Source organism: Desulfomicrobium baculatum DSM 4028 (assembly GCF_000023225.1).
In the GTDB taxonomy this organism is placed as follows: domain Bacteria; phylum Desulfobacterota; class Desulfovibrionia; order Desulfovibrionales; family Desulfomicrobiaceae; genus Desulfomicrobium; species Desulfomicrobium baculatum.
The window spans coordinates 3,791,156-3,803,997 of sequence record NC_013173.1 but is presented as its reverse complement, the minus strand read 5'-3'; the positions used below and the strand labels follow the sequence as shown (position 1 = coordinate 3,803,997).

Here is a 12,842-nt window from a genome sequence, read left to right as displayed (position 1 = left end):
TTAAAAGCCCCGGAAGGCAGTGTTGGGAATCATTTTGAACCTCTTAAGTTAAGAGGGGGTTGGCTACAGTCCATCAGGCTTCTCCGGTTGTCCGAAGCGTGCACACAAGACCGTTGTAAGCTACCCTTAGTACGCTTTATTGGCTCAAAAACGCATCACCAATCACTGACCCTCCAGGGTACTTGTTCACTATTCTTCAGGACTATCTATCTTCGTAAGAAGCTGTTGCAACGTGCCTTCCAGTTGCGACATCTTCCCTTGATCATGTAAATAATCGTCGGCCAGACTCAACGCCAGGTATGTCAAAAGCCGCTCCTTGCTCATGTGACTGACCCGCCCTTCGAGATCCTTGTAGCGCTGATGAACCAGGTCAACAGCTTTGTGAATCCGCTCGGGCGAGACATCGGCCGCGAAGGAAAGATCGAGGCCGAGCACTGTCAAATTGTATCCTGGCATTAGTTAGTTTCTATCAACCTCTTGCAGGCTGTTCAAGATATTTTCCACCCTGGACAGAACGGCTTCCTTGGTCTGGCGTTCCTGCTCAAGAGACTCCTTTAATTGCATATTCTCTAGTTTCAATGCTTCCTGGCGCTCCAGCAGGAGCGTTATTTTTTCTGTCAGCTGATTAAGAATATCCATAAGTTATCCTAGGATTGAGGTGATTTTTTCTTGCGATCCAAATTCGACTGTCTGGCCCTGGCCACGCACAGGGCACCATCAGGAACATTTCTAGTAACCACTGAACCGGCGGCGACAAGAGCGCCCGCACCCACGACCACGGGAGCGACCAGTGCCGTGTTGCTGCCGATAAAGGCGTTCTCATGAATTTCCGTGCGGTGCTTCCTGGCCCCGTCATAATTGCAGGTGATGGTTCCTGCGCCGATATTCACTCCGGGACCAATGTCGCTATCGCCCAGATAGGAAAGATGGCCCGCCTTGGCACCGGCATGCAGCACGGATTTCTTGACCTCGACGAAGTTGCCCACGCGCGCATCTTCCCCGATATCGGACCCGGGTCGTATCCGTCCGTACGGACCTACGCTGGCTCCGGCCCGGATGTGAGAACCTTCAATATGAGAAAAGGATTTCACTTGGCAAGGACCAAGAACAGAATCCTTGATCCAGCAATGCGAAGAGATGGACGCCCCGCGCTCAATTCGCGAGCATCCGTATATTTCGCACGGTCCCATTATTTCAGCGCCGGGAGCGACGGCAACGTCGGGCCCGATGTATATCGACTCGCTGTTGCGCAGGATGACACCGGAATCCAGCAAATTGTCCACGATCTGCAAGCGCAGCGATTCTTCAAACCGAACCAACTCTCGCGGCGAATTGATGCCCCGCAACAGCTCCGAGCCGGCAAAAGGCAATCCAACCACAGGCAATCCCTCGGCAGCGCAGATGGCGATCATCTGTGTGAGATAATATTCCTGCTGGGCGTTATTGCGGTCCATCTTCTCGAATAGCGGCCCGCAGCGCGTCACATCGAACACATACACCCCGGAATTGACCTCGCAGACCTCACCGCCATGGTCAGCTGCAACGAAATCCTTTTCTTCCACGACCCGCTCTACGCAGTTGTCTGCGTTGCGGATGACCCGTCCGTAGCCAAAAGGATTCTCAAGATGCAACGTCAGCATGCCCATGCCCGCGTTTTGGGCCGCGCATAAATCGACTAAATTAGAAATGGCTTCTGTTGGTACATGCGGAGTATCACCGTTCAGCACGCAAAGATGGGAAATCCCACTCGCGGCAACATGCGGCCAGGCGAGCATCACGGCATGACCTGTGCCAAGCTGCTCGTCCTGAAGGACAAACTGCCCCTGCTGACCCAAAAAGCAGTCTTGCACCTTTTCAGCCTGAAAGCCGATCACGGTCCAGACCTGGGTTGGCGGGACATGCGTCAGCGCGTCGTAAACATAGCCAAGCAGGGGCTTTCCCAAAACCTGATGCAAAACTTTCGGTGAATCAGAGTGCATGCGCGTGCCTTTTCCGGCTGCCAAGATAACATATCCTAATTCTGGCTTCATGATTATCCTCAAAAAAGATGATTTCAGCTCCTTCCCGCACAATAAGGCTCACCCAATTTTCCAGCCTGTCGGCCAAGGAGACGGCTCATTAAAACAATGCGAGTGCCAATTTCTTCGACCACGCAAAAATCTTAATATTTGATATCGAGATATTATATTATTCTCAAGATTCAATGCTCAAAAAAAAAGCAGGCTCCGGGGAGCCTGCTTTTCATAATAACTGAATCTGCGGTCATTACATGCGGCAAGTGCCTTCACTTACAGCATTCTGTCGGCATTTCATGCGATGAAGTGCTCTGGCCAATGCAGCCTGCACGGCTGCGTGATCCAATTTCTCCTGTTGCTGTTTGGTGCGCTGCTCGGCTCTGTCCTGAGCTCTGCGAGCTCTTTCCAGATCGATGTCTTCAGCTCTTTCCGCTACTTCGGCAAGAACCGTCACCTTTGCAGGGGAGACTTCAGCAAAACCGCCGGCAACAAAAACAAAGTATTTCTTGCCGTTGAGTTTGTAGTAAAGGCTCCCGATACCAAGTGCAGAGAGAAACGGGATATGATTGGGCAGGACACCGAATTCGCCATTGATGCCGGGAGCGCCGACATAATCGACCTCTTCCTTGAGCACCATCTTGTCTGGTGTCACTATTTCAAGCGTAATTGTTTTAGCCATATCAATACCCCAGAGCAAGAATTACTGTTTCTTGGCGTTTTCCAATGCCTCTTCAAGTCCGCCTACCATGTAGAAGCAGGACTCCGGAACGGAATCGTGCTTGCCTTCAATGATTTCCTTGAAGCTCTTGATGGTCTCTTCGAGCTTCACATAGCGGCCTTCCTTGCCGGTAAACTGGGCTGCAACGAAGAAAGGCTGGGACAGGAATCGCTGAATCTTGCGTGCTCTGGAAACGGACAGCTTATCTTCATCAGACAGTTCGTCCATACCCAGAATCGCGATGATATCCTGCAGATCCTTGTACTTCTGAAGCAGACGCTGCACAGCACGGGCAGTCATGTAGTGGTCCATGCCGATGACGTTGGGATCCAGAATGCGCGAAGTGGAGTCAAGAGGATCCACTGCAGGGTAAATACCAAGCTCTGCGATCTGACGGGAAAGAACGATGGTTCCGTCAAGATGCGAGAAGGTTGTTGCAGGAGCGGGGTCGGTCAAGTCATCGGCAGGGACGTAAACGGCCTGAACCGAGGTGATGGAACCCGTTTTGGTGGAAGTAATACGTTCCTGCAGCTCACCAAGGTCGGTACCCAGCGTCGGCTGGTAACCAACCGCGGAAGGCATGCGGCCAAGAAGCGCGGAGACTTCCGAGCCGGCCTGGGTGAAACGGAAGATGTTGTCTACGAAGAGCAGCACGTCCTGGTTTTCTTCGTCACGGAAGTATTCCGCGGCAGCCAGAGCGGTCAGCGCAACGCGGGAACGGGCTCCCGGAGGTTCGTTCATCTGACCGTAGACGAGGCAGGCTTTATCCAGAACCCCGGCTTCGATCATTTCATGATAAAGGTCGTTACCTTCACGTGTGCGCTCGCCAACACCCGCGAACACGGAAATACCACCGTGGTTCTTGGCGATGTTGTTGATCATTTCCATGAGAATAACGGTCTTGCCAACGCCCGCACCACCGAACATGCCCATCTTTCCGCCCTTGGGGAAAGGTACGAGCAGGTCGATAACCTTGACGCCGGTCTCCAGCACTTCAATCTTGGTCGACTGTTCGGTGAATCCGGGAGCAGGGCGATGGATGGGGTACATCTTCTCGGAGGAGATGGGACCCTTTTCATCCACGGGGCGGCCTACGACGTTCAGAATTCGTCCCAGGGAAGCCTTGCCGACGGGTACCTGGATAGGCTTGCCCGTGTCCTTGCCGATCTGGCCGCGAACCAAGCCGTCAGTGTTGTCCATGGCGATGCAGCGGACAACGCTGTTGCCAAGATGCTGCGCGACTTCAACAACCAGGTTGTCTTCTTCGGCATCAATGGTCGGGTTCGTAATGAGAACAGCGTTCAAAATACTTGGAAGGTTGCCTTCGGCAAACTCCAAGTCAACAACAGGTCCAATGACCTGCACTATTTTACCGGTATTAACAGCACTCATGCGTTATGCCCCCTTATCCTTTCAGTGCCTCGGCACCGCCTACGATGTCCATTAATTGGGTGGTGATACTTGACTGGCGCGCCTTGTTGTAGACTTTAGTCAGGCTGCCGACCATTTCGTCGCAGTTCTTTGTCGCGTTATCCATGGCCGACATGCGAGCTGCGTGCTCACTGGCCGACGTGTCGAGCAGGCCGCGGTACATCTGAACCTTCACATACCTGGGCAGCAGCTCGGCCAAAAGACCTTCCACTGACGGCTCGAAGATGTATTCGCTCGAAGCGCCGGCCGGGGCCTCCACTTCGGGCGTTTCGGCGGGGAGAATCTGCGACGATGTCGCTTCCTGCCTGGCGATGTTTACGAATTTTCCGTAAACAATGTGCACCTCGTCAAATTGCCCAGAGAGATATCCGTCAATGACGAGATTTCCTGTTTCGCTTGCCAACTGAAAATCAAAGTGTGTCATGTTTTCAGCGTAAGCGGTAGTAATCTCGAATTTCGTCTTGCGGATGAAGTCTCTGCCTTTCTTTCCAATGCAGATAAACTTGACCGTCTTGCCTTCTGCTTCCTTCTGCTTGGCCAGCCTGTTGGCGGCGTTGCACAAGTTCGCGTTGAAACTGCCGCACAACCCTTTGTCCGATGTCACCAGTACAATTCCGATGTTCTGAATGACCTCGCGCTTTTCAAGCAAGGGATGCGCGCTGGCGTCGGCGCGGGAAGCCAGATCGATAAGAATGTCATTGAACTTATCAGCATAGGGACGAAAGCGCTCGATGCGACCCTGAGCACCGCGCAGCTTTGCGGAAGCGACCATGTTCATCGCTTTCGTAATCTGCTTGGTCTTCTTTACACCGACGATTTTATTCTGAATGTCCCTGAGTGATGCCATTTAAGACTCCTTAAACGATCCTAGGCTTTAAAACCGGCTTTGAACTCATTGATCGCATCAGCCAGTTTCTTTTCGGTTTCACTGCCAAGATCCTTGGTCTGAACGATTTCAGCCAGGATGTCGGATTTCTGATTGCGCATGAACTCAACCAGTTCTTCACCGAAGCGGATGGCGTCAGTAACGGCTACGTCATCAAGGAATCCGCGGGTGCCTGCGTAAAGAACGGAAACCTGCTCTTCGACGACCATAGGCTTGTACTGGGGCTGCTTGAGCAGTTCGACCAGGCGCTCGCCTCGGGTCAGCTTGGTCTTGGTGGCCTTGTCCAGGTCGGAACCGAACTGCGCAAAAGCGGCCAGTTCGCGATACTGGGCAAGGTCGAGACGCAGCGTACCGGCAACCTTCTTCATGGCCTTGATCTGGGCCGCGCCGCCGACTCGGGATACGGACAGACCAACGTTGATGGCGGGACGGATGCCGGCCATGAACAGGTTGGGCTCAAGATAGACCTGGCCGTCGGTGATGGAGATAACGTTGGTCGGGATGTACGCGGACACGTCGCCGGCCTGGGTCTCGATGACCGGCAGGGCGGTCAGGGAACCGGCGCCCAGCTTGTCGTTGACCTTGCAGGAGCGCTCCAGCAGGCGGGAGTGGAGGTAGAAAACGTCGCCGGGGAAAGCTTCGCGTCCCGGAGGGCGGCGCAGCAACAGGGACATCTGGCGGTAGGCCACAGCCTGCTTGGACAGATCGTCATAAACAATCAGGGCGTGCTTGCCGTTGTCACGGTAGAACTCCGCCATGGTGCATCCGCAGTAGGCAGCGATGAACTGCAGCGGCGCCGGCTCGGAGGCGGTGGAGGAGATGACGGTCGTGTATTCCAGAGCGCCGTTCTGACGAAGGGCCTCAACAACCTGGGCAACGGTGGAACGCTTCTGGCCGATGGCGACGTAGAAACAATGGATGTCGCTGTTCTTCTGGGCGATGATGGCGTCGACGCCGACAGCGGTCTTGCCGACCTGACGGTCGCCAATGATGAGTTCGCGCTGTCCGCGGCCGATGGGCGTCATCGCGTCGATGGCCTTCAGACCGGTGTACATCGGCTCATGTACCGACTTACGGGCGATGATGCCGGGAGCCTTGATTTCAACGTTACGGAACAGATCCGTCTGGATCGGTCCGAGACCGTCGATGGGATTGCCCAAGGGGTCGATGACACGGCCCATGACCGCGTCGCCGACGGGAACCTGGAAAATCCGGCCCGTACGTTTGACGATGTCGCCTTCCTTGATGTGCTCGGTCTCACCGAGAAGGGCGACACCAACGGAATCTTCTTCAAGGTTAAGGACCATTCCCATGACGTTACCGGGGAACTCGAGGAGTTCCATGGCCATCGCGTTTTCGCAGCCGTAAACGCGGGCGATACCGTCACCTACCGACAGGACCACGCCAGTCTCGCTCATCTCGACCTTTTTCTCGTAATTCTTGATCTGGCCTTCGATGATCTGGCTAATTTCTTCTGCTTTGATCTGCATAGCCTCTACTCACCCCTTTTGATATTTTCTTTCAAAATTTGCAGCTGAGCGCGAATACTGGCGTCCAGGATCTTGTCCCCGATCTTGAGCATAAGCCCGCCAATAATCTCCTGATCCACTTCGTAATCAAGGACCACCGTCTGGCCCGACTCTTTTTGCAATTTATCGACAACGTTCTTCTGCACAACGTCGGAGAGCTTTACAGCCGTCACCAGCTTGCCGCGAAGAACACCCTGGGCTGAATCCAAAAGCGTACCATAAGATGCGTTGATCTCGGGGAGAAAAGACAATCTGTTCTTGTCCGCCAGAAGCAGACAAAAATTCCGGACCATGGCGCAAGGTGCGACCTTTTCCAGAATTTTATTGATTACCCCTCTCTTTTCTTCCACGCCAAAAATTGGGTTGCGGAAGATCTTCGTGAGCTCAGGCGCATTCTCCAGGAGTCCAGCCAGCCTTGCCAAGTCGGCACCGTATTGCGCCATCGAGCCCTTATCGGACTGCGCCTGCGCAACGGCGAACAACGCCTTGGCATACCGTCTTGCTACGATATTCCCAGTCAATTGAGCACCACCTTTTTAAGATATTCGTTGACCAAATCTTCGTGATCTTTCTTCTTGAGCTGCTTCTTGACAAGATCTTCAGCAGCAGCGGTAATCTTTTCGGCCAGTTCTTCGCGGATGGCGTCAATGGCCAACTTTGCTTCCTGGGCCGCCGAAACTTCAGCCTGGGCTCTGATCTGCGCAGCCTGGACCTCCGCCTTGTCGACAATCGCCTGACGCATGGCTTCGCCCTGAGCCTTCGCGTCTTCCAGAATCTTGGCTTTTTCGGCCTCAAGATTGGCGATACTCGCTTCAACTTCGAGCAGACGCTTCTCGGCATCTTCCTTGCGCTCGTCGAGATCGGCAAGGTCCGTCTCGATCTGCTTGCTGCGCCCGGACAACATGTCCGCGATGCGCTTGCCCGCGAACTTATAGACCAAGAACGCGACAATGCCGAAATTGATTACGCGAAAGAGAAGGTCGAGCAGCTTGTTGTGCCCTCCACCCTCTCCGTCGCTGGCGAAAGCTATCGCCGCGCAGAGAACCAGTGCTGCCGTCACCAATCCGACAGTCTTGAACTTTTTCAAAATTCCGCCCTCCTTATATGAAAAAGTAAATCTATGACACACAAGAAAAATCCCCGGTCCGTTATGCCTTGCTCAGCACCTTGTCGGCGACATTCTTGGCATAGGTGGAGACTTCTCCGCGCAGAGCCTTGAGGGCTGTCTGCTTCTGACCGTCGATCTCCTTTCGGGCGGCGGCGACCTTTTCGGCGGCCTCGGCACCGGCTTCGGCCAAAACGGAAGACTCGACCGCGACACCTTCGGCCTTCAAGGTCACACGCAACTGCTGAGCCTCGACCCGGGCTCCACTCAATGCGACCTTGTAGCTCTCAAGTTTGGCTTCCGCCTTGGCAGCGAAATCCTCGATGGTTCCCAGCTTTTGGCTCATGACCTCGGCCCGTTTCTTGATGATCCCCCGGATGGGACGGTACAGGATCAAATTCAAGACCGTCAGGATGACCATAAAGTTCACGAGCTGAACAAAAAAAGTGTAATCTAGATCAATCATGCCGCCCCCTAAATAGGTTGTGAATTTTTGTTCAAAGTCACAGGGCCTCTATCTGATTCCCATTTTCGTGTCAAAATCTTTTTGGACAAAGCATCATCAAAATGATTGGCATGGCATGGGTTTTCGTAGTTTGTTCGGAATTTCACGTGTCTAGCTCGCGCTTTTCTGTTCGAAGAAAAATGGGCGGCCGCGCACGCCGCAACCACGCCTTCTTACGCATGCGCAACCGAATAAAATTCAGACCCGCGAAAACCGCGAATAAAAAGAATCAACCTTTCTTGAAAACGAAACGGCGCATGGCCACGTTCAGGACGAGCCCGATCATGCAAAAATTGACCACGGACGCGCTGCCGCCATAGCTGATGAAGGGCAACGGAATCCCGACGACAGGCATTATGCCGAGCACCATGCCGATATTGATGAGAATTTGCCAAAAGAAATAAAAGAAGACCCCCGCAGCGAGGTAGCTTCCGAAGTCATCCTTTGCTTCCATGGTCACAATGTAAATCTGGTAGAGAAATGCGCAGAAAGTGATGAGCAGGATCATGGCCCCGAAGAACCCCCACTCTTCGCCGAACACGGCGAAGGCAAAATCCGTATGCTTTTCCGGCAGGAACCGCAGCTGACTCTGGGTGCCTTCCAGGAAGCCCTTGCCCCAGAAGCCCCCCGAACCGATTGCGATCTGGGACTGAATGATATGGTACCCGGCCCCTAGCGGATCGTTTCCCGGGTCAAGAAAAGTCATAATGCGCTGCTTTTGGTAGTCGTGCAGAAAAAACCAGCCGAATGGGACCATGACCGGCAACACGATGACCAAAACCCTGAACACGGAACCGGTGACGCCTTTGAAGAGAACCATGCCCCCCAAAATGAGCAGGATGTTCAAAGCCGAACCAAGATCCGGCTGCTTGACGACCAGAGCCGCCGGCACCAGGCCGACAAGAAGCGCCTTGCCCAGGTTGAGCCAGCCCAGTTTTCCCTCCATGCGGGCCATCAGTCTGGCGCCAAGAATCAGAACCGCAATTTTAGTCAATTCCGTAGGCTGGAGATTGAAAAAACCGAGATCAAGCCATCTTTTGGCTCCGTAAATGGTTTTGCCGGCGACGCTGACCCCGAGCAGAAGAATCAGGCAGAGGATGAAAAAAGGCCACGAAATGGACTTCAAATGACGGTAATCAACCAGCACCAGCGCCGTCATGACGCACAGCCCGACTCCGCCCCAAAGCAATTGCTTGTTGAAGTACGTGTCGATTTCCAGACCGGAAGCAAGGCGCAGAGTGCTGGCCGAATACAGATTCATGACCCCGACGCAAAAAAGGATCGCGGTCAGGCTCAAAAGGCCCCAGTTGATATGAAATATGAGTCGTCTATCGAACATTTCTTTTCCTGGTCACTCTTCCGATTGAACGCCCAAGAGAGCGTCGAGCACCGCACCGGCCACGGGGCCCGCATCCGAACCGCCATGACCGCCGTGCTCGACCATGGACACGACAACGAAACGCTTCCCGTCCTTTTCCCCGAAGCTGGCCATCCAGGCGTGATCCCTGTATTTATAGGGGATTTCATTTGTCTTTTTCTTTTCGTACTTGTCCAGCAGCTTGACGACCTGGGCCGTGCCGGTCTTGCCTCCGATCCTGAGTCCGGGACGGCGAAGAACCCGGGCAGTGCCCCGCTCCTCCTCCACCGTGGCCACCATGGCGTCGAGAATCAGCTTCCTGGTCGCGGGACGCATGGGCAGTTCGCCCACCACGTCGGGCTTCTCGGATAAAAGCAGGGTCGGCCGCAGGATCTTCCCGTCATTGACCAGGGCCGCGACAAACCTGGCCACCTGCAAAGGCGTAGTCAGTGTGTATCCCTGACCGATGGCGTAGTTCAAGGTCTCTCCGCCCTGCCATTTTTCTCCAAAGCGGTTCAATTTCCATTCCGGCGTAGGCATGTTTCCGGCCCGCTCGTGGGGCAGCTCCACGCCGGTCTTGACTCCGAATCCGCAGCGGATTGCAAAGTCGCTGATCGCTTCCACGCCAAGCTGTTCCCCAAGCTGATAATAATAGACGTCGCACGATTCGCGCAGGGACTTTTTGAAATCGGTCGTCCCGTGCCCACCTTTATTCCAACAGCGAAAAACTCGCTTGCCGAGCTTGTAACTGCCGGAACAAAACACGGTCGAGGAAGGCTTGACGGTGCCGCTCTCAAGCCCAAGCCCCCCTATCGCGAGCTTGAAGATGGATCCGGGAGGATACGTGCTTTGCACTGGCCGGTTCTGCAGAGGATGCAGAGGATCTTCGAGCAACTCCTTCCACTTCGCATGACTGATGCCGACAACAAACTCATTGGGATCATAGCTGGGCAGACTGACCAGGGCCAGCACCTCCCCCGTGTCGGCATCCAGGGCCACGACCGAGCCTGCACGGTCGCCCAGGGCCTTGGTCGCGGTCTCCTGCAAGGGCAGGGAGATGCTCAAATTCAAATCTTCGCCCATAACCGGCGAAGATACAATCCGCGAGGACAGCACCCGCCCGGATGCATCGACCTCAAACTCCTGAAGACCCTTGGTTCCGCGCAACCTGCGCTCAAGCATCAGCTCAACGCCCTGCTTGCCGACGTTGTCGCCCAGCTGCAGGTCCGGGTCATTGATGAGTTCCTCTTCATTGGCCCTGGCCACATAACCCAGGACATGCGCCAGCGTTTCACCGTAAGCGTAGGAACGCTTGGGGCGCACGGCGATGACAAGCCCGGGCCAGTCCTGCCGGTGAGCCTCGACCAGGGCCACAAGCTCAAACGGGATATTGGGCACGATGACCTGCTCGTCAAAATGTTTGACCCGCTTGCGACCGATCTCAAAGGCTTTTTGCAGTTCATCCCGAGGCTGGCCGGTCCAACGGCTGATCTGGTCCAGCGTCTTGGGAATGTCCGGGCAGTCCTCGCGCACCAGCGCCAGGGCGTAGGCTGGATTGTTTTCCGCCAGCAACTGCCCGGTGCGATCCCGGATGATGCCTCGTGGAGAAAACATGGTGCTCTGCCTGGTTCTGTTTTCCTGGGCGCGACCCTGATAAAAATCACTTTTGTAGATTTGCAGATACCACAGGCGGATACTGAAGATGCAAAAAAGAACCACCAGAAACACAAGCAACAGCGGTGGGCCGGAAAATATCTGAGGCCGCTCGGGGGTGTTAAATGCGCCCATTTCTGCCCCCCCGCCGATAAATGAACAGGGCTCCGCTCCAAAAAAGCATGTACGCAGCCCACTGCCTGGCAATCCAGGACCAGGGCGAATACGTCCGGGGCGGCAGTTCCTGGAAACTGATTGCCCCGCTCAGCACCACCCATGACCAGCACGCCAGCAGCAGCGAGAACAGAATAATGAAAAGAGGGTTTTCCGGCTCGAGCAGCCATTTCGAAAGCAGAAAAAATATCAGCATCCCGGCATAAAAAAGAATACTTACGCCAAAAACCAGATTGCCGCCGCCCTCCTGCACAAGCACCCACAGCACGCCCATCCAGAGCGCGGTCAACCACTGCCCGGACTGCAGGCAGATAAGCACTCCGGGAGAGAGGAAGTCGAGCCCACCGGACAGTTCCTGCGCCCACAGGGCGATGATCAGAAAGTCTGTCCACCAGATGACCGCAGGAATTTGACCTTTTCGCGAAGTGGAGGGATGCGCGGCGGAAAGTCTCACGGCTTCTTGCGCACAGGGTGCCGTGTTACAGTGGCTGGCTCTGGCGCGGAAGGAGGTGCTGCCGACGGACCCGCCGCAGGCGCGGTCTCGGCCGCTGGCTGAGCTGCAGGAGTTTTATCGGGAGCCTTGGGAGCCTCGGGAGAGGACGCGTTGGTCACGGCCGGAGACATGACGGGCTGACCGGCGTCGAACCCGTCCGTACGGCTCAGGACCAGGAGTTCCTCGTAATAACGCAGGGCGAGAAGGGGTTCGGCATAAACCCGCTGAAAAAGGGAAACGTCCGCCGGAGTCACTTCCACCACTCTGGCCACGGGTATGCCCTTGGGAAAAACGCCGCCCAGGCCGGAGCTGAGCAATATCTCGCCAGGGCTGACCGGATCGTTGCGGGGAATGAACTTGACCTCAAGGAAAGCTCCGGCGCCTTGGCCCTGAACGATGGCCGGCACGCGGCCCTCGCTGGTCATGACGGGAATTCGGCTGGAGGGATCCGACAAGAGCACCACGGAAGAAAAATGAAGACCCGGCTTGGCGATTCTTCCGACCACGCCCTTGGGCGAGATGACCGGATCATTGAGCCTTACGCCGTGGCTCAGGCCCACATCGACAAGTATGGTTTCCAGAATCGCGTTGGGACCGAGCTTCTGGCCGATGACCCGCCCCCCGCGCATCTCCCAGGGGGGTTCGGGGCTGAAGCGCAAGAGGGACGTCAGGCGATCGGCGGATTTTGCCTTTTCGGATATGCGGCCCAGCTCCTGCTCAAGCTCCCGCACCCGCAAGACCAGGTCCTCGTTCTCCTGGCGCACGCCGACCAGATAGACGTAGCGCGACCAGAATTCGTCGACATTGTTCTGCAGCCATCTGCCCGGGGCCAGGACCCACCCGGTCAGCTCCATCCCGGTCAAGGCGGCCAGGCGATCGAGATACCCCGTCTTCCAGTTCCATGTGTACATGGAAAAATAGAGGAACAGCGGAAGAAAAAAAAAGAGGACCAGGCGTTTGAAGCGAGGGGACATCA

The 12,842-nt window shown here is 55.3% G+C and carries 14 protein-coding genes and 1 other RNA gene; all 15 read right to left on the bottom strand.

The window, feature by feature from the left end; genetic code table 11:
- Positions 1 to 2 precede the first annotated feature (2 nt).
- The 15 genes from ssrS to mreC all read right to left on the bottom strand — a co-directional run bounded on the left by ssrS (position 3) and on the right by mreC (position 12,840).
- Positions 3 to 183: non-coding RNA, 6S RNA (gene ssrS / locus DBAC_RS18610), on the bottom strand.
- Between the two features lie 6 nt (positions 184 to 189).
- The gene (locus tag DBAC_RS16840; RefSeq protein WP_267195246.1) at positions 190 to 435 is read right to left on the bottom strand and encodes a cell division protein ZapA; all 246 of its coding nucleotides are present in this window, start codon (positions 433 to 435) and stop codon (positions 190 to 192) included.
- A gap of 24 nt (positions 436 to 459) precedes the next feature.
- Positions 460 to 639: a hypothetical protein gene (locus DBAC_RS16835; protein ID WP_015775528.1), complete on the bottom strand. Its 180-nt coding sequence runs from the start codon at positions 637 to 639 to the stop codon at positions 460 to 462.
- Positions 640 to 647: 8 nt separating this feature from the next.
- The gene (gene glmU, locus DBAC_RS16830) at positions 648 to 2,030 is read right to left on the bottom strand and encodes a bifunctional UDP-N-acetylglucosamine diphosphorylase/glucosamine-1-phosphate N-acetyltransferase GlmU (RefSeq protein ID WP_015775527.1); all 1,383 of its coding nucleotides are present in this window, start codon (positions 2,028 to 2,030) and stop codon (positions 648 to 650) included.
- Positions 2,031 to 2,265: 235 nt separating this feature from the next.
- Positions 2,266 to 2,694: a F0F1 ATP synthase subunit epsilon gene (locus tag DBAC_RS16825; protein WP_015775526.1), complete on the bottom strand. Its 429-nt coding sequence runs from the start codon at positions 2,692 to 2,694 to the stop codon at positions 2,266 to 2,268.
- A gap of 21 nt (positions 2,695 to 2,715) precedes the next feature.
- Positions 2,716 to 4,125 carry a F0F1 ATP synthase subunit beta gene (gene atpD, locus DBAC_RS16820; RefSeq protein ID WP_015775525.1) on the bottom strand — a complete coding sequence of 470 codons (1,410 nt, stop codon included), beginning with the start codon at positions 4,123 to 4,125 and terminating at the stop codon, positions 2,716 to 2,718.
- Positions 4,126 to 4,138: 13 nt separating this feature from the next.
- The gene (locus DBAC_RS16815) at positions 4,139 to 5,011 is read right to left on the bottom strand and encodes a F0F1 ATP synthase subunit gamma (RefSeq protein WP_015775524.1); all 873 of its coding nucleotides are present in this window, start codon (positions 5,009 to 5,011) and stop codon (positions 4,139 to 4,141) included.
- A gap of 20 nt (positions 5,012 to 5,031) precedes the next feature.
- On the bottom strand, positions 5,032 to 6,540 hold the full coding sequence (gene atpA / locus DBAC_RS16810) for a F0F1 ATP synthase subunit alpha (protein WP_015775523.1): 1,509 nt from the start codon (positions 6,538 to 6,540) through the stop codon (positions 5,032 to 5,034).
- A gap of 5 nt (positions 6,541 to 6,545) precedes the next feature.
- Entirely contained in the window at positions 6,546 to 7,100 is a 555-nt protein-coding gene (gene atpH / locus DBAC_RS16805; protein ID WP_015775522.1) for an ATP synthase F1 subunit delta, read from the bottom strand.
- Complete coding sequence (locus DBAC_RS16800) at positions 7,097 to 7,666, bottom strand: F0F1 ATP synthase subunit B (protein ID WP_015775521.1); 570 nt, start codon at positions 7,664 to 7,666, stop codon at positions 7,097 to 7,099. The genes atpH and DBAC_RS16800 overlap by 4 nt, the downstream gene beginning before the upstream one ends.
- A gap of 61 nt (positions 7,667 to 7,727) precedes the next feature.
- The gene (locus DBAC_RS16795; protein WP_015775520.1) at positions 7,728 to 8,150 is read right to left on the bottom strand and encodes a F0F1 ATP synthase subunit B; all 423 of its coding nucleotides are present in this window, start codon (positions 8,148 to 8,150) and stop codon (positions 7,728 to 7,730) included.
- Between the two features lie 268 nt (positions 8,151 to 8,418).
- Positions 8,419 to 9,528 carry a rod shape-determining protein RodA gene (rodA, locus tag DBAC_RS16790; RefSeq protein ID WP_015775519.1) on the bottom strand — a complete coding sequence of 370 codons (1,110 nt, stop codon included), beginning with the start codon at positions 9,526 to 9,528 and terminating at the stop codon, positions 8,419 to 8,421.
- Between the two features lie 12 nt (positions 9,529 to 9,540).
- Positions 9,541 to 11,334: a penicillin-binding protein 2 gene (gene mrdA, locus DBAC_RS16785; protein WP_015775518.1), complete on the bottom strand. Its 1,794-nt coding sequence runs from the start codon at positions 11,332 to 11,334 to the stop codon at positions 9,541 to 9,543.
- Positions 11,321 to 11,827, bottom strand: a complete 507-nt coding sequence (locus DBAC_RS16780; protein ID WP_015775517.1) for a hypothetical protein — start codon at positions 11,825 to 11,827, stop codon at positions 11,321 to 11,323. The genes mrdA and DBAC_RS16780 overlap by 14 nt, the downstream gene beginning before the upstream one ends.
- Positions 11,824 to 12,840, bottom strand: coding sequence for a rod shape-determining protein MreC (gene mreC, locus DBAC_RS16775; RefSeq protein WP_015775516.1), 1,017 nt, complete (start codon positions 12,838 to 12,840; stop codon positions 11,824 to 11,826). The genes DBAC_RS16780 and mreC overlap by 4 nt, the downstream gene beginning before the upstream one ends.
- Between the last annotated feature and the right edge of the window lie 2 nt (positions 12,841 to 12,842).

What these genes read in the sequence shown, in the direction of transcription:
- DBAC_RS16835 (WP_015775528.1), bottom strand. Translation starts at nt 639, where the DNA reads ATGGATATTCTTAATCAGCTGACAGAAAAAATAACGCTCCTGCTGGAG.
- glmU (WP_015775527.1), bottom strand. Translation starts at nt 2,030, where the DNA reads ATGAAGCCAGAATTAGGATATGTTATCTTGGCAGCCGGAAAAGGCACG.
- DBAC_RS16825 (WP_015775526.1), bottom strand. Translation starts at nt 2,694, where the DNA reads ATGGCTAAAACAATTACGCTTGAAATAGTGACACCAGACAAGATGGTG.
- atpD (WP_015775525.1), bottom strand. Translation starts at nt 4,125, where the DNA reads ATGAGTGCTGTTAATACCGGTAAAATAGTGCAGGTCATTGGACCTGTT.
- DBAC_RS16815 (WP_015775524.1), bottom strand. Translation starts at nt 5,011, where the DNA reads ATGGCATCACTCAGGGACATTCAGAATAAAATCGTCGGTGTAAAGAAG.
- atpA (WP_015775523.1), bottom strand. Translation starts at nt 6,540, where the DNA reads ATGCAGATCAAAGCAGAAGAAATTAGCCAGATCATCGAAGGCCAGATC.
- DBAC_RS16795 (WP_015775520.1), bottom strand. Translation starts at nt 8,150, where the DNA reads ATGATTGATCTAGATTACACTTTTTTTGTTCAGCTCGTGAACTTTATG.
- rodA (WP_015775519.1), bottom strand. Translation starts at nt 9,528, where the DNA reads ATGTTCGATAGACGACTCATATTTCATATCAACTGGGGCCTTTTGAGC.
- mrdA (WP_015775518.1), bottom strand. Translation starts at nt 11,334, where the DNA reads ATGGGCGCATTTAACACCCCCGAGCGGCCTCAGATATTTTCCGGCCCA.
- mreC (WP_015775516.1), bottom strand. Translation starts at nt 12,840, where the DNA reads ATGTCCCCTCGCTTCAAACGCCTGGTCCTCTTTTTTTTTCTTCCGCTG.